This is a genomic window from Salmonella enterica subsp. enterica serovar Typhimurium str. LT2 (genome assembly GCF_000006945.2).
GTDB lineage: Bacteria > Pseudomonadota > Gammaproteobacteria > Enterobacterales > Enterobacteriaceae > Salmonella > Salmonella enterica.
Genome location: NC_003197.2, coordinates 3,327,895 through 3,347,311 on the forward strand (window position 1 = coordinate 3,327,895; position 19,417 = coordinate 3,347,311).

Consider the following 19,417-nt stretch of genomic DNA (forward strand, 5'->3'; position numbering starts at 1 on the left):
TTAACGCATCGATAAGCCCCTCGGTTAACGGAGAAATGGAATGACCTGCATTTTCTGTCAAATAGTTGAAGGTAAAGCACCTTGTCATAAAGTTTGGGAAGATGAGCATCACCTGGCTTTTTTGTCGATTTTTCCGAATACCGATGGGTTTACCGTAGTGATCCCGAAAAAACATTACCCCAGCTACGCGTTCGATCTACCGCCGCAGGCGTTAGCGGACCTGATGCTGGCGACCCAAAAAGTGGCGAAGAAACTGGATAAGGCTTTCCCGGATGTCAGTCGTACGGGAATGTTCTTCGAAGGTTTCGGCGTAGACCATGTGCACAGTAAATTAAGCCCCATGCACGGTACTGGCGATTTAACCCACTGGAAACCGATTGAATCGCGGCAGAATAAATTTTTCGAACAGTATGAAGGATATCTGTCGTCACACGATCATGAACGGGCTGATGATGAAAAACTGGCCGCGCTGGCGGCCAGAATTCGTGAGGCATAAATACGGAGCACTTCTGCCGGATGGCGGTGTAAGCACCTTATCCGGCCTACAAAACTGTGCTATTCATAGACCTGATAAGCGCAGCGCCGTCAGGCATTATACCTTAGATTATATACTTCTTATCTATTTTAATATATCAACCCTGGTAGGTTAAATATTACGGCGCGTGGCTAAATATTTCGTACAAAAACCATCCAGGAATAGCGGCAATAACACCCATTAAAATTATCCCTGCAAGAGTCATTTGCCTGTCTTCACGTTTTTCCATATTACATGCTTTAATAGCCATTATGAATATAACAACAGCTATTATAGCAATTACGATAAAACAGGGAATAATAATCATACCCATGATATCCCCTCCTCTGGGGCTGTATACAAGCATCATGCCTTAATCATTAAGGTAATATATAATTAATTTATACAATCAATAATATTTAAATAAAATATAAAGCTCCCCGTAATTTAGCAATTACTAAAGATCGACACAATATATTTAGATGTCTGTTACTTCCAGAAACATTAGCTTCCAGAAGCAACAGATTCAAAGGTAATTAACGCCCTGCGCCTTTCCCGCGCTTCTTATTCGCAGCAAGCCCCTGCCGCTGATGTTCCACCGGCGTATGCTTGGTCAACGCCGGGCGCGTGTTGCGGTTCTGGCGACGCGCTTCGCGCATCTCTTCAATGGTCGGCGCAGGCACCAGACACTCACGGCGACCGCCAATCAAATGCTTTTTCCCCATCGCTTCCAGCGCCTGGCGAATCAGCGGCCAGTTCGCCGGATCGTGATAACGCAGCAGCGCCTTATGCAGGCGACGCTGCCTGTCTCCCTTCGGCACCACCACATCTTCACTCTTATAACCAATTTTACCCAGCGGGTTTTTGCCGGTGTAATACATGGTGGTCGAATTTGCCAACGGCGACGGGTAGAAGTTCTGCACCTGATCCAGACGGAAGCGGTGGCGCTTGAGCCACAGCGCCAGATTCACCATATCCTCGTCCCGCGTGCCCGGATGCGCGGAGATAAAATATGGGATCAGATACTGCTCTTTTCCGGCCTGTTTAGAGTAAAGGTCAAATAACTCTTTAAAGCGATCGTAGCTGCCCATACCCGGCTTCATCATTTTCGACAGCGGACCTTCTTCAGTATGCTCCGGCGCAATCTTCAGATAGCCGCCCACATGATGGCTCGCCAGCTCTTTAATGTAGCGAGGATCTTCTACGGCGATGTCGTAGCGCACGCCGGAGGCAATTAAGATTTTCTTAATGCCTTTCAGCTCACGGGCGCGGCGATAAAGATTGATCGTCGGCGTATGGTCAGTATCCATATGCGGACAGATATCCGGATAGACGCATGACAGGCGACGACAGGTCTGCTCCGCACGCGGCGACTTACAGCGCAGCATATACATGTTCGCGGTAGGACCGCCCAGATCGGAGATCACGCCGGTAAACCCCGGCACCGTGTCGCGGATCGCTTCGATCTCGTTGATGATAGAGTCTTCTGAACGGCTCTGAATGATGCGCCCTTCATGTTCAGTGATCGAGCAGAAAGAGCAGCCGCCAAAGCAGCCGCGCATGATATTGATCGAAAAGCGGATCATCTCATAGGCCGGAATACGGGCATTGCCGTAAGCCGGGTGCGGCACACGCTGATACGGCAGCGCAAACACGCTATCCATCTCTTCAGTGGAGAGCGGTATGGCGGGCGGGTTGATCCAGACATAGCGGTCGCCGTGTTTTTGCATCAGCGCCCGCGCGCAGCCAGGGTTAGTTTCGTGATGCAGAATACGCGACGCATGGGCGTACAGCACCTTGTCGCCTTTCACCTTTTCAAAGGATGGCAGCAGGATATAGGTTTTTTCCCACGGCTTCGGACGCGGCGGCTGCACGGTAATCGCTTTAGCTTCCTGCTTTTTCGGCGCGACCGGCTTGTTATCCGCGCACGGCAGATCCTCGCCATAGGGATGGGGAATTGGATCGATTTTACCCGGCGTGTCCAGACGAGTGGAGTCGACGCCGCTCCAGCCTGGCAGCGCTTCTTTAACCATAATCGCAGTGTTACGCACATCACGAATCTGATCGATGGTTTCGCCCATTGCCAGACGATGCGCCACTTCCACCAGCGGACGCTCGCCGTTGCCAAACATCAGCATGTCGGCTTTGGAATCGACTAACACTGAACGACGCACAGTATCAGACCAGTAGTCGTAATGCGCGGTACGGCGCAGACTGGCCTCAATGCCGCCAAGGATCACCGGGACATCTTTCCACGCTTCTTTGCAACGCTGGGTATAGACCAGCGTGGCGCGGTCCGGGCGTTTGCCCGCGACGTTATCCGGGGTGTAGGCGTCATCGTGGCGCAGCTTACGGTCAGCGGTGTAACGGTTAATCATCGAGTCCATGTTGCCGGCGGTGACGCCGAAGAACAGGTTCGGTTTTCCCAGACGCATAAAGTCGTCTTTGCTGTTCCAGTCCGGCTGGGCGATGATCCCCACGCGGAAGCCCTGCGCTTCCAGCATACGACCGCAAATCGCCATGCCGAAGCTCGGATGGTCGACGTAGGCGTCGCCGGTTACCAGAATAATGTCGCAGCTATCCCAGCCAAGTTGATCCATCTCGTCACGTGACATCGGCAAAAACGGCGCCGGCCCAAAGCAGGCGGCCCAGTACTGCGGCCAGGAGAAAAGGTCGCGATCCGGTTGGATCAGGGAGATAGCGCTCATAATGCTTCCAAAACGATTGGCAAAAAAATAATCAAAGGTCGGGGATTATAAGCCGTATCTATAGCGAAAATGAAGGAGATTATCGCCTTATATGCAGGACTGGCGCGAAATAGAAACAACTTTCAACGGCCTGGCCTGAGGTGTTTGAAATTGGTCTTATGAATATCTTCAAATTGGTATGCAATTAATTATACCCACGTCTAAAAACGCAGTATCGTCATAACAACAAAAAGTAAAAAAACATCACATTATCAGTAATATATAAAAAAACTTCGCTGAATTGCTCACGACACTGTTTTTACCATGACTTTCTTCTGTGAACCAGATCTCTTTCTTTGGTCTATTGATTAAATTAAATTGGCTGACAGAATTCAGGGGATAAAGAACACCATCACCACGCCTTTCCCCAACGCAACACCTTACGTATCAGCAGGTTATTAATTAATCAACGATAACCACAGGAATCCCAACCTATAAGGAAGCAGATATGAAAAACACACGTTCATTCACAACATCAGCGGTATTACTGGCCGGCTGTTTGCTACTGGCATTTCCAGCGCTCGCCAAAACCACGCTGAAACTGAGCCACAATCAGGATAAAAGCCACGCCGTTCACAAAGCGATGAGCTATCTGGCCGACAAAGCGAAAGCCTATTCGGACGGCGAATTAAATATTCGTATTTACCCCAACGCCACGCTGGGCAACGAACGTGAATCGCTGGAATTGATGAACTCCGGCGCTCTGCAAATGGTGAAAGTCAATGCGGCATCGCTGGAGTCTTTTGCGCCGGAATATAGCGTGTTTAGCCTGCCGTTTTTATTCCGCGACCGCGATCACTACTACAACGTACTGAAAAGCGACTTAGGGAAACGCATTCTCGCGTCCTCCGAAAGCAAAGGCTTCGTCGGCTTAACCTGGTACGACGGCGGCGCCCGCAGTTTTTACGCTGGTAAGCCCATCACTCAACCCGACGATTTAGCCGGTATGAAAATCAGAGTGCAGCAAAGCCCCAGCGCTATCGCGATGGTGAAAGCTCTCGGCGGCGTGCCGACGCCGATGGCGCAAGGCGAACTCTATACCGCGCTCCAGCAAGGCGTGGTCGATGGCGGCGAAAACAACCCCGTGGTTTATGCCGATATGCGTCATGCGGAGGTGGCGAAATTCTATTCCCGCGACGAGCACACGATGGTGCCGGATGTCCTGGTCATCAGTACCAAAGTACTTAACAAATTGAGCGATAAAGAGCGGAAGGCGTTATATAAAGCCGCAGATGAATCCATGCAGCAAATGAAAGATGTCATCTGGCCCGCCGCGGAAAAAGAGGCTTATGAGAGCATGAAGGCCATGAACGCGACTGTTGTTGATATTGATAAATCCGCGTTCAAACAGCGTGTTAAGCCCTTGTTTGATGAGTTCCGCGCAAAAGACGCTCAGTCAGCGAAGGATCTGGAATACATCGAGAATATGTAAATCTGCCGGGCAGGGTTCTCCTGCCCTTTACAGGATGTAATATGCGAATACTCACCAATGCACTGAACAAAATACTGGCCGGGTGCTGCTGTATTATTCTGGCGGTCATGGTTGCCTGCGTATCCTGGCAGGTGGCGGCGCGCTTTATATTCAACGCGCCAAGCAGCACGCTCGACGAATTCACCCAGATTCTTTTTATGTGGATGATTCTGTTAGGCGGCGTCTATACCGCCGGATTAAAAAAACATTTAGCTATCGATTTGTTAGCGCAAAAACTCTCCCGAACGCCCGCCCTCATGCTCGACAGTATCATTCAGGTGATTATTACCGTGTTCGCGCTGATTTTTATGGTGTACGGCGGTGATATTATTGTTGAAAAAGCGGCGCACGTCAGCCAAATGTCCCCGGTATTAAAATGGCCTATGGATAAAGTCTATTGGGTCATGCCGATTAGCGGCGTCATCCTGGTGTACTACACCATTGTGAACGTTATTGATAATTATCATCAGCGCCATCTTCGCTAACGAGGGATATATGGACTTTGAATATATTTACCCAATAATTGTTTTATTTGGCAGCTTTGCCATTATACTGGCGGTCGGCGTTCCTATTACATTCGCTATCGGGCTGTCGTCCTTATTCTCAATCCTGATAGCCCTTCCCCCGGATGCGGCAATCTCGGTTATTTCGCAAAAAATGACCGTCGGTCTCGATGGCTTTACGCTGCTGGCGATCCCCTTTTTTGTGTTAGCCGGCAATATCATGAATACCGGGGGAATCGCCCGGCGCCTGGTGAATCTGGCTCAGGCGTTAGTTGGCCGCCTTCCCGGTTCGCTGGCGCACTGCAATATTCTGGCGAACACCCTGTTTGGCGCGATATCCGGCTCGGCGGTCGCTTCTGCGGCCGCGGTGGGCGGCATCATGTCGCCATTACAGGAAAAAGAGGGCTACTCTCCGGCGTTCTCTACGGCGATCAACGTCGCTTCGGCGCCGATTGGCCTGATGATCCCGCCCAGCAATGTGCTAATTGTCTATTCGCTGGCTAGCGGCGGCACCTCTGTCGCCGCCCTGTTTTTGGCGGGCTACCTGCCCGGCATCTTAACCGCGCTGGCTTTAATGACGGTAGCGGCGCTGTATGCCCATCGCCACCATTACCCGGTTGCCGAACGCATCAACCTGCGGCAGTTTCTGTCGGTATTCCGCGATTCGTTGCCCAGCCTGTTGCTGATATTTATTATTATCGGCGGCATTATCGGCGGCGTATTTACGCCAACAGAGGCCTCTGCGATCGCGGTAATCTATAGCCTGGCGCTGGCGGCCATTTATCGAGAAATTAATGTGAGTAAGTTGCGCGATATTCTGCTGGATTCGGTAGTAACCAGCTCTATTGTTCTCTTACTGGTCGGCTGCTCAATGGGAATGTCATGGGCGATGACCAATGCTGATGTTCCTGAACTGATTAATGAAATGATTACCAGCGTGTCCGAAAATAAATGGGTCATCTTGCTGATTATCAATCTCATTTTGTTATTCGTCGGGACGTTTATGGATATTACCCCGGCTATTCTAATCTTTACGCCTATTTTCCTTCCCATTGCTCAACATCTGGGAATCGACCCTGTCCATTTTGGCATTATTATGGTTTTCAATTTAACCATCGGACTGTGTACGCCCCCGGTAGGCACTATTTTGTTCGTCGGTTGCAGTATCGGCAAAATCAGTATTGATAAAGTCGTCAAACCGCTATTACCGATGTTTCTGGCACTCTTTGTGGTCATGGCGATGATTTGCTACTTCCCGCAGTTGAGTCTGCTGCTTCCCACGCTGTTTGCTCCTTCCTGAAAACCCTGACGGGTCTGCGCTATTCAGACCCGTACTCGGACGCTTTACGACGCTGGATTCACCAGCATTTGCCCAATCGAGCCGCGGTCAGCCATTTCCAGCGTCTGGCTGTTGAAATAGAACGGGAAGTGCGGCCAGGACGGCTGACCGTAATAGACCAGCAGTTCGACTTGCCCATCCACCCAGACGGTATCTTTCCAGCCTCTATCTTCCGGGAACGGCATAGCGCCGTTGACGTTACGAATCAGGAAAGAGACGCCCTCAATATGGAACGACTGCGGCATATCGGCGCGTACCGTCCAGCGCTCCCAGGTGCCTTGTTGGGCGGTAATATCAATGCGATTCACATCCCACAGTTGGCCGTTAATCCCCGGATCGTCGCCAAGACTGATGTCCCGACTGCGGACAGGCGCGCCGCTCATGATCTCCGTCGGCAACAGACGCATCGGCAGATTATCGGTCACCAGCGGCAGCAATCCGGTTGGCCGTAACGTCAGCACCAGGGTCGAAACCAGAATACTGGAAGGCTCAAAGAAACCGCGAATCCGATCGACTATGCTGGCCGCTTCCCCGCAGGTGATCGAGACTTCGTCGCCGTTGGTCATATCAACCAGGATTTCACGTCGCTCGCCGGGCGCCAGTGACAACTGTTTGACGGAAACCGGCGCAGGTAAAAAGCCCTGATCGCCTGAAATCACATGCAGCGCCCGGCCATCGCTCATCTGAAGCTGATAGCGCCGCGAGTTCGAGGCGTTCAACAACCGTAACCGCACCCAGCCGCGGGACACTTCGACATAGGGGCTTTGCGCGCCGTTCACCAGCAGCGTATCGCCGACAAAACCACCGCTTCCCGGTTCGCTGTACTCCGGCGTCCCAAAGTTATCCAGCCGTTTATCCTGGATAATGACGGGAAAATCATCCACGCCGTAATGGTTCGGAATGGGCAGCGTTTTACTGATGTCGTCTTCGACCAGCCACATTCCTGCCAGGCCGTTATACACCTGCTGCGCGGTGCGGTTAGGCGTGTTAGCGTGATACCACAGCGTCGCGGCGCTCTGACGAATCGGCAACACCGGCGCCCAGTCCGCGTTCGGCGACATCATACGCGCCGGGCCACCCATCAGCGGCCCCGGCACCAGTAAACCAGCAACCGTCATGGAGACATTTTCCGCCAGGCGGTTGCTATAGATGAGTTTAACGTCATCGCCTTTCCAGACGCGGATTGTCGGCCCCAGATAACGACCGTTCACTCCCCAGACCGGCGCGCGCGTGCCTTGCGTAAAGGACCAGTGCGCTCGCTGTAGCGTCATAAACAACGGCTGCCCGCGACGGGACTCCAGCAACGGCGGAACAGGCAACGGCTGTTGCTGACCGGCAGCATTCGCCCTGAGGGGAATCGCGCCTGCACATAGTGCGATTCCCGATGCCTGAAGAAACTGACGCCGACTGAATGACATATAAGCTCCATGTAAAACAGGCTAAAGAGTTGTGCCTGAAAAAATGATTTCTACAATAACAGAGTAAGGCTGCTTAAACCTTACCGGTCGCTTCACGTTCCGCAACCTCTTTATCAAGTTCCGCGATTTTTTGCTCCATTAACGCACGGCAGTGGGCCGCCAGCTCGCGAACCTGATCTTTACCATATTCGCTGACGTCGACTGGCGGCAGCATTTCCACAATAACCAGTCCGTTGTTCAGGCGGTTTAGATTGACTTTGTTAGAGGTGTTGGAAACGCAGACAGGAATGATCGGCACACCAGCCGCGATAGCCGCATGAAACGCGCCGGTTTTAAACGGCAGCAGACCGCGTCCCCGGCTACGCGTACCTTCAGGGAACATCCAGATAGAAATACGACGCTTTTTAAAATGGTTAACCACTGCCGCAATGGTGCTATGCGCTTTGGCGCGGTTATTACGGTCAATCAACAGATTACCGGTCAGCCAGTACAGTTGCCCAAAAAACGGGATCCAAAGCAGGCTTTTTTTCCCCACCGTCACCGTTGGCGGCTGCACAATATTCGCCGCCGTGACCATATCATAATTATTCTGATGGTTAGCAATATAGATAGCATTGCCATAGTTTTCCGCGTCGGCGGGTTTGCGGCACTCCACTTTCAGGCCAAACAGCGGGGCCAGACGGCCGAACATATGTCCAAACGTCGCCACGTGTTTTGGGTTACGTGGGCTGAAAAGGCAGTAAATAGAACCGAAAACACAGACCAGAATGGAGTAAATAACGGTAACAATAAGACGAAAAATATATAGCATAACAACCTCTGAAGGCCTAAGAGCCCGGCATTCTACGTCACCTGAAATTCAGGTTAGGATTTTGGTAAGTGTGGCTCTCTGGAAAAACGTATTGTTAATCGCAATGCACGAATAAACAACGGTTTTACGGGAAATTTTAATGTTAATCCGATCTGAAACCGTAGGCCGGATAAGACGCTACTGCGTCGTCATCCGGCAACGGCAGAGCGCCGGATGGCGGCTTAGATGCCTTGTCCGGCCTACGGGCGCCCCTGTCTTACTCTTCGCTGTCGCCATGACTTACGCGATGCGGCGAATCAATCTCAATGCGATCGATACGCTGCAGGCCGCGCATTAATGTGCCACGGCGTCCGCGTTCACCGACCACCTTTTGTAACTCTTCAGGGCGCAGTTTGATTTTGCGCTTCCCGACATGGATAGTCAGAGTGCTTTGTGGCGGCAGCACGTACAGGTGCGCCAGTCCATCATCGCCTTTCGCCGCTTCTGCAGAGGGGATATTAATGATCTTATTCCCTTTGCCTTTCGACAGCTGCGGCAGAGAGTCTACCGGGAACATCAACATCCGTCCGGCCTGGGTAATCGCCAGCAGCATATCGTGCTCGTCTTCAATCACCAGCGGCGGCATGACGTGCGCATTTTCCGGCAGTGTAATCAATGTCTTACCGGCACGGTTACGGGCAACCAGATCGTTAAACGTACAAACGAAGCCGTAGCCCGCATCCGACGCCATCAGCAGTTTCTGGTCATCGCCTTCCATCAGCATATGCTCTACGGTCGCCCCCGGCGGCAGCGTGAGTTTGCCGGTCAGCGGCTCGCCCTGCCCACGCGCCGACGGAAGCGTAATGGGATCAATAGCATAGCTGCGCCCGGTGGTATCAATAAACACCACCGGTTGATTGCTCTTACCTTTCACCGCGGCTTTAAAGCTGTCGCCCGCTTTATAGTTAAGCCCCGGCGCATCAATATCATGACCTTTGGCGCTGCGCACCCAGCCCATCTGCGACAGCACGATAGTCACCGGTTCGGACGGCAGCATATCGTGTTCGCTCATCGCTTTAGCTTCTTCGCGCTCACGCAGCGGAGAACGGCGATCGTCGCCATAGGCATCGGCGTCCGCCTGTAGTTCTTTTTTCAGCAAGGTATTCATTTTGCGTTCGGACGCGAGAATGCCCTGCAACTGGTCCCTCTCTTTTTCCAGCTCGTCCTGCTCGCCGCGAATTTTCATCTCTTCCAGTTTGGCGAGATGGCGCAGTTTCAGTTCGAGAATCGCTTCCGCCTGGGTTTCGCTGATGCCGAAACGCGACATCAGCGCGGGTTTTGGCTCGTCTTCGCTACGGATAATCTCAATCACTTCGTCGATGTTGAGAAACGCCACCAGCAAACCTTCGAGGATATGCAGGCGCTTAAGCACTTTCTCCAGACGATAGTTCAGACGACGGCGCACCGTGTCGCGGCGGAACGCCAGCCACTCGGTGAGGATCTCCAGCAGGTTTTTCACCGCCGGACGACCATCCAGACCGATCATGTTCAGGTTAATACGGTAGCTTTTTTCCAGATCGGTGGTGGCGAACAGATGGTTCATCACCTGTTCCATATCCACACGGTTGGAGCGTGGCACAATCACTAAACGCGTCGGGTTTTCGTGATCCGATTCATCGCGCAGATCGTCCACCATCGGCAGTTTTTTATTACGCATCTGCGCAGCAATCTGCTCCAGCACTTTCGCGCCAGAGACCTGATGCGGCAGCGCGGAAATTACCACAGCGCCGTCTTCTTTGGTCCATACCGCGCGCATACGCACGGAGCCCCGCCCGTTTTCGTAAATTTTACGAATTTCCGCACGTGGGGTAATGATCTCCGCTTCGGTCGGGTAATCCGGCCCCTGAACGATATCCAGCAACTGATCCAGCGTCGTTTTCGGCTGCTCAATCAGCGTAATCGCCGCTTTCGCCACTTCGCGCAGGTTGTGCGGCGGGATATCTGTTGCCATGCCCACCGCAATACCGGTGGTGCCGTTCAGCAGGATGTTCGGCAGACGCGCCGGTAACATTTTCGGTTCCTGCATGGTGCCGTCGAAGTTTGGCACCCAGTCCGCCGTCCCCTGACCGAGTTCGCTTAACAGCAGCTCGGCGTATTTGGACAGGCGGGATTCGGTATAACGCATCGCCGCGAATGACTTCGGATCATCCGGCGCGCCCCAGTTCCCCTGGCCATCGACCAGCGGGTAACGGTAAGAGAACGGCTGCGCCATCAGCACCATGGCTTCATAGCAGGCGCTGTCGCCATGCGGGTGATACTTACCCAGTACGTCACCAACGGTACGGGCGGATTTTTTAAATTTAGCGGTGGCGTTCAGCCCCAGCTCTGACATCGCATAGACGATGCGGCGCTGTACCGGCTTCAGGCCGTCGCCAATAAACGGCAACGCACGATCCATGATCACGTACATGGAGTAGTTTAAGTAGGCGTTTTCCGTAAATTCATGTAGCGCAAGGCGCTCTGCCATATCGCTCATTAACAGGGGATCCTCAATCTGCATGCTGACCGTTCGGACGGCAATATTGCCGCAGATAATACCCTATCTCACGGTCTGAGTCACAAACCGTGAGACAGGTGGCGAGGAAGTTAACGAAGCGGCAGATAGATATCCGTCAGCAGCTCATGTTCCGCGACCTCATGGACGAAATTCAGGTACTGGAAGAAGACCGGAAAATCGCGCGGCGTCTCACCGCTGGCGGGTAGCCATTCGCGGAATAAATACCACACGCTCTCCGGGAGGCTGTCGAGCGATCCCTGATGGCGCACCACCGCGCAGCGCCCGCCAGGAATCTCGCTATTCACCACGCCAACGTCATTTTCGGCTATCGGCTGGCGGACGCTGCCGCAGATATCAAAGCGGAATTGAGCCGGCGGCGTCGTCTGCGGGTCGTGCCAGGCAATACCAAAAGTTTGACTGCTGGCAATCGGCGACTGGCCCGTTTCGCGTCGCCATGCAATAAATTTCGCCGCGCTGGCGTTGACCTTATCCGGATGCCCCAGATGCGTCAGCATCGCGACGCGGGTAGGTGGAAATTCAACGATTTTTACGTCCATGACATGCTGCTCCTGTAACGCAAGTTTAGGAACGCGCTGGTGCCAGGCCAGCCAGTCCGGCGATTGCCGAAACCGGCGCGGGCTTTGACCAAACGCGGTTTTGAAAGCACGTGTGAACGACTCCGGATTCTGAAACCCGGCATCCAGCGCGATATCGATAACTTTATCCTGCGGGTTAAACGCCAGCCGCCATGACGCGCGGCGCAAACGCAACCACTGGATATAGCGATAGAGCGGAAGCCCGCTCCAGGTGGTAAACTGCCGGTGAAAATGAAACGGCGAGCTGTGCGCCATCCGGCTTAACGCCTCAATCGACAGAGGCTCATCCAGATGACGCTCAATGTGGTCGCAAACGCGCCGCAGACGTTCGGAATAAGCCGCGCTGATCAGGTCATTCATCACTGCCTCCTTGTGGCCTATTCTGCCCACCGGGCGGCTGTGAATCCTGACCGATCTTGCGCAATGTGGGATTACGGATTCACTTTACGAATCTGTTTTACGTCGATTTCGACAGAGTTCCAGTCTTTATCCACTTCGCCCTGAATTTCAACGGTATCCTGCGGGGTTACGGTCAGGCCGTTCCAGCGCTTGTGGTCAATGTCCACATTGATAGTACCGGTCGCATCTTTAAACACATACAGATCGTCGGAAATGCGCTCGACGATATTCCCGCGCAGCGTTACCCACGCATCGTCACGCAGCGATTTAGCGCTCTCTACCGTCGTGCTGCTGCCGTTCGGGCCGACAAATCCGCCGCCTTGCGTTTGCGTCGCCGACGGGCCGGAGAAACCGCCCTGCTGAGCCGCCAGAACCGGGGTAGAACACAGTGCCATAACGGCAACGATTGCAGCTAATTTTTTCATGATTACTTTTCCCTTTCATGTCGTTTCAGATCCATTTAATAAGGTAATCCTTAACAACTTCTTAAGGCAAAAAAAGAATCTTTTTTTCTGTACATCGCCTGCGGCGACAAGGTTAACTGACGGCAACGCGAGTTACCGCAAGGAAGAACAGATGCGAATTTTACTGGTAGAAGATGACACACTTATTGGCGATGGCATAAAAGCGGGCCTGAGTAAAATGGGTTTCAGCGTCGACTGGTTTACCGAGGGACGTCCGGGCAAAGAGGCGCTTTACAGCGCGCCTTATGATGCGGTTATTTTAGATTTGACGCTGCCAGGCATGGACGGACGGGATATTTTGCGCGAATGGCGCGAAAAGGGTAAACAGGAACCGGTACTGATCCTGACGGCGCGCGACGCGTTAGCAGAGCGCGTCGAGGGGCTACGTCTGGGCGCCGATGACTATTTATGTAAACCTTTCGCGCTCATTGAGGTCGCCGCCCGTCTGGAGGCGCTGGTACGCCGCGCCAGCGGTCAGGCCAGTAGCGAATTGCGCCACGGCCAGGTGACGCTCAATCCAGGCAATCTCGTCGCGACGCTTGCCGGCGAACCACTGGCCCTAAAACCAAAAGAGTTCGCGTTGCTGGAACTCTTACTGCGCAACAAAGGTCGCGTGCTGCCGCGCAAGCTTATTGAAGAGAAGCTGTATAACTGGGATGACGACGTGTCCAGCAATGCAGTGGAAGTCCATGTTCATCATTTACGCCGCAAGCTCGGCAGCGAATTTATTCGCACCGTGCACGGCATCGGCTACACCCTGGGTGACGCATGAAATTGACGCAACGTCTCAGCCTGCGCGTCAGGCTGACGCTTATTTTCCTGATTCTGGTCTCCATCACCTGGGCAATCTCCAGTTTTGTGGCCTGGAGAAAGACGACGGATAATGTCGACGAGCTGTTTGACACACAGTTGATGTTGTTCGCCAGACGGCTTAGCACCCTCGATCTTAACGAGATCAACGCCCCGCAGCGCATGGCGCATACGCCAAAGAAATTAAAACATGGGCATATCGATGACGATGCGCTGGCGTTCGCCATCTTTTCCGCTGACGGCAAAATGTTGCTGCATGATGGCGACAACGGCCAGGATATTCCGTATCGCTATCGCCGGGAAGGTTTCGACAATGGCTATCTGAAGGATGACAACGACCTCTGGCGTTTTTTGTGGTTGAACTCGGCGGACGGCAAGTATCGTATCGTCGTCGGTCAGGAGTGGGATTACCGCGAAGATATGGCGCTGGCGATCGTGGCGGCGCAATTAACGCCGTGGCTGATCGCCCTTCCCTTCATGCTGCTAATTTTATTACTCCTGCTTCACCGCGAGCTCAGACCATTGAAAAAACTGGCGCAGGCGCTACGCTTCCGGTCGCCGGAATCGGAAACGCCGCTCGACGCCAAAGGCGTACCGAGCGAGGTTCGCCCACTGGTCGAAGCGCTTAATCAGCTTTTTAGCCGCATCCACTCCATGATGGTGCGCGAACGGCGATTTACCTCCGACGCCGCCCATGAATTGCGCAGCCCGCTGGCCGCGCTGAAAGTACAAACCGAGGTGGCGCAGCTCTCGGGCGACGATCCGCTATCGCGTGATAAAGCGCTGACCCAGCTCCATGCGGGGATCGATCGCGCCACGCGACTGGTCGATCAGCTACTGACGTTATCGCGTCTCGACTCGCTCAATAATTTGCAGGATGTAGCGGAGATTTCGCTGGAAGAGCTGCTGCAGTCCGCGGTAATGGATATTTATCATCCGGCGCAGCAGGCGAATATCGACGTGCGTTTACAGCTTAACGCCCATGACGTCATACGTACCGGCCAGCCGCTACTCTTAAGCCTGTTAGTGCGTAACCTGCTGGATAATGCGATTCGCTACAGTCCGCAGGGCAGCGTCGTCGACGTTACCTTACATGCCCGCAGCTTCACCGTCAGAGATAATGGCCCCGGCGTAGCGCCAGAGATTCTGACGCATATCGGCGAGCGTTTTTACCGCCCGCCAGGCCAAAGTGTGACCGGCAGCGGTCTGGGATTATCAATCGTCCGCCGCATCGCTACGCTGCACGGCATGACGGTGTCGTTTGGCAACGCCGCGGAAGGTGGATTTGAGGCCGTAGTAAGTTGGTAACAGAGACTTTTGCCAAAAACGCAAAAGACTTTGCACATTTTGCTAATTTCACCGCACCGCCCGTCAGCGTAGAATCAGCAGCAAACGCATTTCTTGAGGACACAAAATGAGTAACATCCTGATTATCAACGGGGCGAAAAAATTCGCGCACTCCAACGGCCAGTTGAATGACACCCTGACCGAAGTTGCCGATGGGCTGCTGCGCGATCTGGGTCATCAGGTTAAGATCGTCCGCGCCGACAGCGACTATGACATTAAAGAAGAGGTGCAGAATTTCGTCTGGGCTGACGTGGTGATTTGGCAGATGCCAGGCTGGTGGATGGGCGCGCCATGGACAGTAAAAAAATATATGGATGATGTCTTTACCGAAGGTCACGGTACGCTCTATGCCAGCGATGGCCGCACGCGTTCCGATGCCGCTAAAAAGTACGGTTCCGGCGGTCTGGTGCAGGGGAAAAAATATATGCTGTCACTGACGTGGAACGCGCCGATGGAAGCATTTACCGAAAAAGATCAGTTTTTCCACGGTGTAGGCGTAGATGGCGTCTATCTGCCATTCCATAAAGCCAACCAGTTCCTGGGCATGGACGCGCTGCCAACGTTTATTGCCAACGACGTGATTAAAATGCCGGATGTTCCGCGCTATACCGCAGAATATCGCAAGCATCTGAGCGAAATTTTTGCTTAACTGGTCATCCTGGAATTAGAAGGAGTTAACCATGCTTACCGTCATTGCCGAAATTCGCACGCGTCCGGGCCAACATCACCGTCAGGCCGTCCTCGACCAGTTTGCGAAAATTATTCCAACCGTTCTTAAAGAAGAGGGGTGCCACGGTTACGCGCCGATGGTGGATCATGCCGCGGGCGTGAGTTTTCAGACTCTGGCGCCTGACTCGATCGTGATGATTGAACAGTGGGAAAGCGTTGCGCACCTTGAGGCACATCTGCAAACCCCGCATATGAAAGCCTACAGCGACGCGGTAAAAGACGATGTGCTGGAAATGAATATTCGTATTCTGGAATCCGGCGTTTAAGTTATTACCCTCGTCTGACGTCGCCCTGATGCGATGCGCAAGTGTCGCCATCAGGCTGCGGCGTCATGTCGGATTCGCTTATCCGGCCTGCGGCATGCAGACCAGATAAAGCGTGCAACAACCGTTACACGTCGAGATCCGCGAGATCGCCTTTTTCCTGTAGCCAGTTGCGTCGATCTTCAGAACGTTTCTTCGCCAGCAGCATATCCATCATCGCATTAGTACGCTGATCGTCTTCATCGCTAATGGTGAGCTGCACCAGGCGGCGAGTATTCGGATCAAGCGTGGTTTCGCGTAACTGCATCGGGTTCATTTCTCCCAGGCCTTTGAAACGCTGTACGTTCGGCTTGCCTTTCTTACGCTTCAGTTGTTCCAGTACGCCCGCCTTCTCTTCTTCCGTCAGCGCGTAATAGACCTCTTTACCCAAATCGATACGGTATAGCGGCGGTAGCGCGACGTAGACATGACCATTCTTCACCAGCGCGCGGAAGTGTCTGACAAACAGCGCGCAAAGCAGAGTAGCGATATGCAAACCATCGGAGTCCGCATCCGCCAGGATACAGATCTTGCCGTAGCGCAGCTGACTCAGATCGTCGCTGTCCGGATCGATACCGATCGCCACGGAAATATCATGCACTTCTTGCGAGGCCAGCACTTCATCGGAAGAGACCTCCCAGGTGTTAAGGATCTTACCTTTGAGCGGCATGATCGCCTGATATTCGCGATCGCGCGCCTGCTTGGCGGAACCGCCCGCCGAATCCCCTTCCACAAGGAACAGCTCGGTCCGATTAAGATCCTGCGCGGTACAGTCCGCCAGTTTCCCCGGCAACGCCGGGCCGCTGGTGAGCTTTTTGCGCACCACTTTTTTTGCGGCGCGCAGTCGCCGCTGCGCGCTGGCAATCGCCATCTCTGCCAGTTGTTCCGCCGCCTGCACGTTCTGGTTCAGCCACAGGCTGAAGGCATCTTTCACCACGCCGGAAACAAATGCCGCACATTGACGCGACGACAGACGCTCTTTGGTCTGCCCGGCAAATTGCGGGTCCTGCATTTTCACGGAAAGCACATAAGCGCAGCGATCCCAGATATCTTCCGCCGACAGTTTGACGCCGCGCGGCAGAATATTGCGGTATTCGCAAAATTCGCGCATCGCGTCGAGCAGGCCCTGGCGCAGACCGTTGACGTGCGTCCCCCCCTGCATGGTCGGGATCAGGTTGACGTAGCTTTCCGTCAGTAATTCGCCGCCTTCCGGCAGCCACAATAGCGCCCAGTCAACCGCTTCCGTTTCACCGTTAAAATTACCGATAAACGGCTTTTCCGGCAGCGTCGGCAGGCCGTTTACCGCTTCGCCCAGATAGTCGTTCAGACCATCCTGGTAGCACCAGCGCTGCTCGCTGTTATTCACTTCATCTTTAAAAGTGATTTCCACGCCGGGACACAGCACCGCTTTTGCTTTCAGAACGTGCATTAAGCGAGAGACAGAAAAACGCGGGCTGTCGAAGAAACTTTCGTCCGGCCAGAAATGGACGCTGGTTCCAGTATTACGTTTACCGCAGGTGCCGACAACCTGCAAATCCTGCACTTTTTCGCCGTTTTCAAACGCGATGTTATAGACCTGACCGTCGCGGCGCACGGTCACTTCCACGCGCTTTGACAGGGCATTTACTACCGAAATCCCCACCCCATGCAGACCACCAGAGAACTGATAGTTCTTATTGGAGAATTTACCGCCGGCATGAAGCCGACAGAGGATCAGTTCTACCGCCGGAACCCCCTCTTCCGGATGGATATCCACCGGCATCCCGCGTCCGTCGTCAATCACTTCCAGCGATTGATCGGCATGTAAAATGACATCCACGCGTTTGGCGTGACCTGCCAGTGCTTCATCCACACTATTATCAATCACTTCCTGACCCAAATGGTTGGGGCGGGTCGTATCGGTGTACATCCCCGGGCGGCGGCGTACCGGCTCAAGCCCAGTGAGTACCTCAATGGCATCAGCGTTATAAGTTTGCGTCATGGTTTAATTAGCAATTCGAATTGATTGTCAGCAACTGTGCAGTCCAAGAAAATCGACAATCTGGTTGAAATAATCTTCGAAGCCCGTGAATGCGTGATTACCACCCTCGGTCACTGTCTGACGGCAGGAGGCGTAATATGCCACCGCCTGGCGGTAATACAGCACTTCATCGCCCGTCTGTTGCAGTAGCCAGATCAGGTCCGGCGCTTCCAGCGGGTCAATCTGCATGACTTTAAGATCATAAATATGGCGAGACTCTAGCACATATTGCTGCCCGGTGTAGGGGTTCTCGTTCTGACCGAGATAGTCGGTCAGTAATTCAAAGGGCCGCACGGCGGGATTCACCACCACAGCCGGCAGCATAAAACATTGCGACAGCCAGGTGGCGTAATAACCACCCAGCGACGATCCTACCAGCCCTAATGGCGCACCGCCATGCTCAAGCACGAGAGATTCCAGCAACTCCGCCGCATCGGCAGGATACGGCGGCAGCTGAGGGACGATCATCTCAACATGCGGATGACGCTCCGCCAGCCAGTTTTTTAGCTGGCACGCTTTTGCCGAGCGAGGGGAACTGTTGAATCCGTGCAAATAGAGAAGCGTAGACATCAGTATCCTTCCGAAGCGGTATCGGGTCGGAACCGGGTATCCTGCAGGCGATGCACTTCCGTCTCCAGGACGCCGTTCGCCCGGAGCTCCAGCGTACGCCAGCCCGGCGCGATAGTATCCAGCGTAAAGTTCGCGCAGTGCGGTTTGAACTGTACGCAGGTTGACGGCGACGCCAGCAGACGGCGACCGTTCCAGTCAAGATCCAGCTCCTGGTGAATATGTCCGCATAACAGATATTTTACACGCGGGAAATTCGCCAGCACGCTATCCAGCTCACCGGCATTACGCAAGCTGTGCTGATCCAACCAACTGCACCCTGCCGGCAACGGATGGTGGTGCAACAGGAGCAATGTCTGTCTCTCTGGCGCATCGGCGAGCTTACGCTCAAGCCATTCCAGTTGGAACTCGCTCAGTTCGCCATGCGGAACGCCAAACACCTGGCTATCCAGCAACAAAATCTGCCATTGTTCACCGATTAACACGCGTTTAGCCGGGGAAATCCCCGCCTCTTGCAGCGCGCTGTACATTGCCGGCTGAAAATCATGATTGCCCGGTAGCCAAACGCAAGGCGCGCGAAAGCTTGCGATACCCTCAGCAAAATGCTGATAAGCCGCAGCGGATTGATCCTGCGCCAGATCGCCGGTGGCCACGATCAGATCATATTCATACTGTTGCGCCCGAATAGCCTCCAGCACGGCCTGGTAACTTTCCCAGGTATTGACGCCTAACAGCGTTTCATGCTTTTCGGCAAACAGGTGAGTATCTGTAATTTGTAAAATCCTGACTCGGGCCTCACCAGCCAGAGGTAGGGTTAACAGGCTTTCCAAATGGTGTCCTTAGG

17 protein-coding genes and 16 other annotated features are annotated in these 19,417 nt (G+C 53.6%); of the genes, 8 read left to right on the forward strand and 9 right to left on the reverse strand.

Going from position 1 to position 19,417, the window contains the following annotated elements:
* Positions 1-34 precede the first annotated feature (34 nt).
* Positions 35-40 (forward strand) — a ribosome-binding site (putative RBS for STM3167; RegulonDB:STMS1H003201).
* Positions 35-496, forward strand: a protein-coding gene (locus tag STM3167; RefSeq protein NP_462082.1) for a putative diadenosine tetraphosphate (Ap4A) hydrolase. Within the gene, positions 41-496 belong to an annotated coding region; the region does not span the whole gene. It overlaps the preceding feature by 6 nt.
* Positions 497-1,050: 554 nt before the next feature.
* Here STM3167 and ygiR read toward each other — a convergent pair.
* The gene (gene ygiR / locus STM3168) for a putative Fe-S oxidoreductase family 2 (protein NP_462083.1) occupies positions 1,051-3,233 on the reverse strand. Within the gene, positions 1,051-3,222 belong to an annotated coding region; the region does not span the whole gene.
* Positions 3,228-3,233 (reverse strand) — a ribosome-binding site (putative RBS for ygiR; RegulonDB:STMS1H003202). Its footprint overlaps the gene before it by 6 nt.
* Before the next feature lie 469 nt (positions 3,234-3,702).
* Positions 3,703-3,708, forward strand: a ribosome-binding site (putative RBS for STM3169; RegulonDB:STMS1H003203).
* Here ygiR and STM3169 point away from each other — a divergent pair.
* The 3 genes from STM3169 to ygiK all read left to right on the forward strand — a co-directional run bounded on the left by STM3169 (position 3,703) and on the right by ygiK (position 6,535).
* Positions 3,703-4,693, forward strand: a protein-coding gene (locus STM3169) for a putative dicarboxylate-binding periplasmic protein (protein ID NP_462084.1). Within the gene, positions 3,710-4,693 belong to an annotated coding region; the region does not span the whole gene. (Overlaps the previous feature by 6 nt.)
* Before the next feature lie 34 nt (positions 4,694-4,727).
* Positions 4,728-4,733: a ribosome-binding site (putative RBS for STM3170; RegulonDB:STMS1H003204), on the forward strand.
* Positions 4,728-5,217 (forward strand): putative inner membrane protein gene (locus tag STM3170; RefSeq protein NP_462085.1). Within the gene, positions 4,735-5,217 belong to an annotated coding region; the region does not span the whole gene. (Overlaps the previous feature by 6 nt.)
* Positions 5,218-5,221: 4 nt before the next feature.
* Positions 5,222-5,227 (forward strand) — a ribosome-binding site (putative RBS for ygiK; RegulonDB:STMS1H003205).
* Positions 5,222-6,535, forward strand: a protein-coding gene (gene ygiK, locus STM3171; RefSeq protein NP_462086.1) for a putative integral membrane protein. Within the gene, positions 5,228-6,535 belong to an annotated coding region; the region does not span the whole gene. Its footprint overlaps the feature before it by 6 nt.
* A gap of 44 nt (positions 6,536-6,579) precedes the next feature.
* On the opposite strand, the gene sufI is transcribed toward ygiK, so the two are convergent.
* The 5 genes from sufI to ygiW all read right to left on the reverse strand — a co-directional run bounded on the left by sufI (position 6,580) and on the right by ygiW (position 12,774).
* Positions 6,580-8,003 (reverse strand): suppressor of ftsI gene (sufI, locus tag STM3172; protein NP_462087.1). Within the gene, positions 6,580-7,992 belong to an annotated coding region; the region does not span the whole gene.
* Positions 7,998-8,003: a ribosome-binding site (putative RBS for sufI; RegulonDB:STMS1H003206), on the reverse strand. It overlaps the preceding gene by 6 nt.
* Positions 8,004-8,065: 62 nt before the next feature.
* The gene (plsC, locus tag STM3173) for a 1-acyl-sn-glycerol-3-phosphate acyltransferase (protein NP_462088.1) occupies positions 8,066-8,812 on the reverse strand. Within the gene, positions 8,066-8,803 belong to an annotated coding region; the region does not span the whole gene.
* Positions 8,807-8,812 (reverse strand) — a ribosome-binding site (putative RBS for plsC; RegulonDB:STMS1H003207). (Overlaps the previous gene by 6 nt.)
* Positions 8,813-9,059: 247 nt before the next feature.
* The gene (parC, locus tag STM3174) for a DNA topoisomerase IV, subunit A (RefSeq protein NP_462089.1) occupies positions 9,060-11,333 on the reverse strand. Within the gene, positions 9,060-11,318 belong to an annotated coding region; the region does not span the whole gene.
* Positions 11,328-11,333 (reverse strand) — a ribosome-binding site (putative RBS for parC; RegulonDB:STMS1H003208). Its footprint overlaps the gene before it by 6 nt.
* Positions 11,334-11,428: 95 nt before the next feature.
* Positions 11,429-12,302 (reverse strand): putative bacterial regulatory helix-turn-helix protein gene (locus STM3175; RefSeq protein ID NP_462090.1). Within the gene, positions 11,429-12,295 belong to an annotated coding region; the region does not span the whole gene.
* Positions 12,297-12,302, reverse strand: a ribosome-binding site (putative RBS for STM3175; RegulonDB:STMS1H003209). Its footprint overlaps the gene before it by 6 nt.
* Positions 12,303-12,366: 64 nt before the next feature.
* The gene (gene ygiW / locus STM3176; protein ID NP_462091.1) for a putative outer membrane protein occupies positions 12,367-12,774 on the reverse strand. Within the gene, positions 12,367-12,759 belong to an annotated coding region; the region does not span the whole gene.
* Positions 12,769-12,774, reverse strand: a ribosome-binding site (putative RBS for ygiW; RegulonDB:STMS1H003210). It overlaps the preceding gene by 6 nt.
* A 124-nt stretch (positions 12,775-12,898) precedes the next feature.
* Positions 12,899-12,904 (forward strand) — a ribosome-binding site (putative RBS for ygiX; RegulonDB:STMS1H003211).
* Here ygiW and ygiX point away from each other — a divergent pair.
* The 4 genes from ygiX to ygiN all read left to right on the forward strand — a co-directional run bounded on the left by ygiX (position 12,899) and on the right by ygiN (position 15,950).
* The gene (ygiX, locus tag STM3177; protein ID NP_462092.1) for a putative transcriptional regulator occupies positions 12,899-13,570 on the forward strand. Within the gene, positions 12,911-13,570 belong to an annotated coding region; the region does not span the whole gene. (Overlaps the previous feature by 6 nt.)
* Positions 13,556-13,561, forward strand: a ribosome-binding site (putative RBS for ygiY; RegulonDB:STMS1H003212). Its footprint overlaps the gene before it by 6 nt.
* The gene (gene ygiY / locus STM3178; protein NP_462093.1) for a putative sensory histidine kinase in regulatory system occupies positions 13,556-14,916 on the forward strand. Within the gene, positions 13,567-14,916 belong to an annotated coding region; the region does not span the whole gene. Before ygiX ends, ygiY begins: the two co-directional genes overlap by 15 nt.
* A 95-nt stretch (positions 14,917-15,011) precedes the next feature.
* Positions 15,012-15,017: a ribosome-binding site (putative RBS for mdaB; RegulonDB:STMS1H003213), on the forward strand.
* Positions 15,012-15,604, forward strand: a protein-coding gene (gene mdaB / locus STM3179; protein NP_462094.1) for an NADPH specific quinone oxidoreductase. Within the gene, positions 15,023-15,604 belong to an annotated coding region; the region does not span the whole gene. Its footprint overlaps the feature before it by 6 nt.
* 19 nt (positions 15,605-15,623) lie before the next feature.
* Positions 15,624-15,629: a ribosome-binding site (putative RBS for ygiN; RegulonDB:STMS1H003214), on the forward strand.
* Positions 15,624-15,950 (forward strand): putative cytoplasmic protein gene (gene ygiN, locus STM3180; RefSeq protein ID NP_462095.1). Within the gene, positions 15,636-15,950 belong to an annotated coding region; the region does not span the whole gene. Its footprint overlaps the feature before it by 6 nt.
* Before the next feature lie 124 nt (positions 15,951-16,074).
* Here ygiN and parE read toward each other — a convergent pair.
* The 3 genes from parE to icc all read right to left on the reverse strand — a co-directional run bounded on the left by parE (position 16,075) and on the right by icc (position 19,414).
* Positions 16,075-17,967, reverse strand: a complete 1,893-nt coding sequence (gene parE, locus STM3181; protein ID NP_462096.1) for a DNA topoisomerase IV, subunit B — start codon at positions 17,965-17,967, stop codon at positions 16,075-16,077.
* 27 nt (positions 17,968-17,994) lie between these two features.
* The gene (yqiA, locus tag STM3182) for a putative esterase (protein ID NP_462097.1) occupies positions 17,995-18,586 on the reverse strand. Within the gene, positions 17,995-18,576 belong to an annotated coding region; the region does not span the whole gene.
* Positions 18,576-19,414, reverse strand: a protein-coding gene (gene icc, locus STM3183) for a cyclic 3',5'-adenosine monophosphate phosphodiesterase (protein NP_462098.1). Within the gene, positions 18,576-19,403 belong to an annotated coding region; the region does not span the whole gene. Before icc ends, yqiA begins: the two co-directional genes overlap by 11 nt.
* Positions 18,581-18,586 (reverse strand) — a ribosome-binding site (putative RBS for yqiA; RegulonDB:STMS1H003215). (Overlaps the previous gene by 6 nt.)
* Positions 19,409-19,414, reverse strand: a ribosome-binding site (putative RBS for icc; RegulonDB:STMS1H003216). (Lies within the gene icc.)
* Positions 19,415-19,417: the final 3 nt, after the last annotated feature.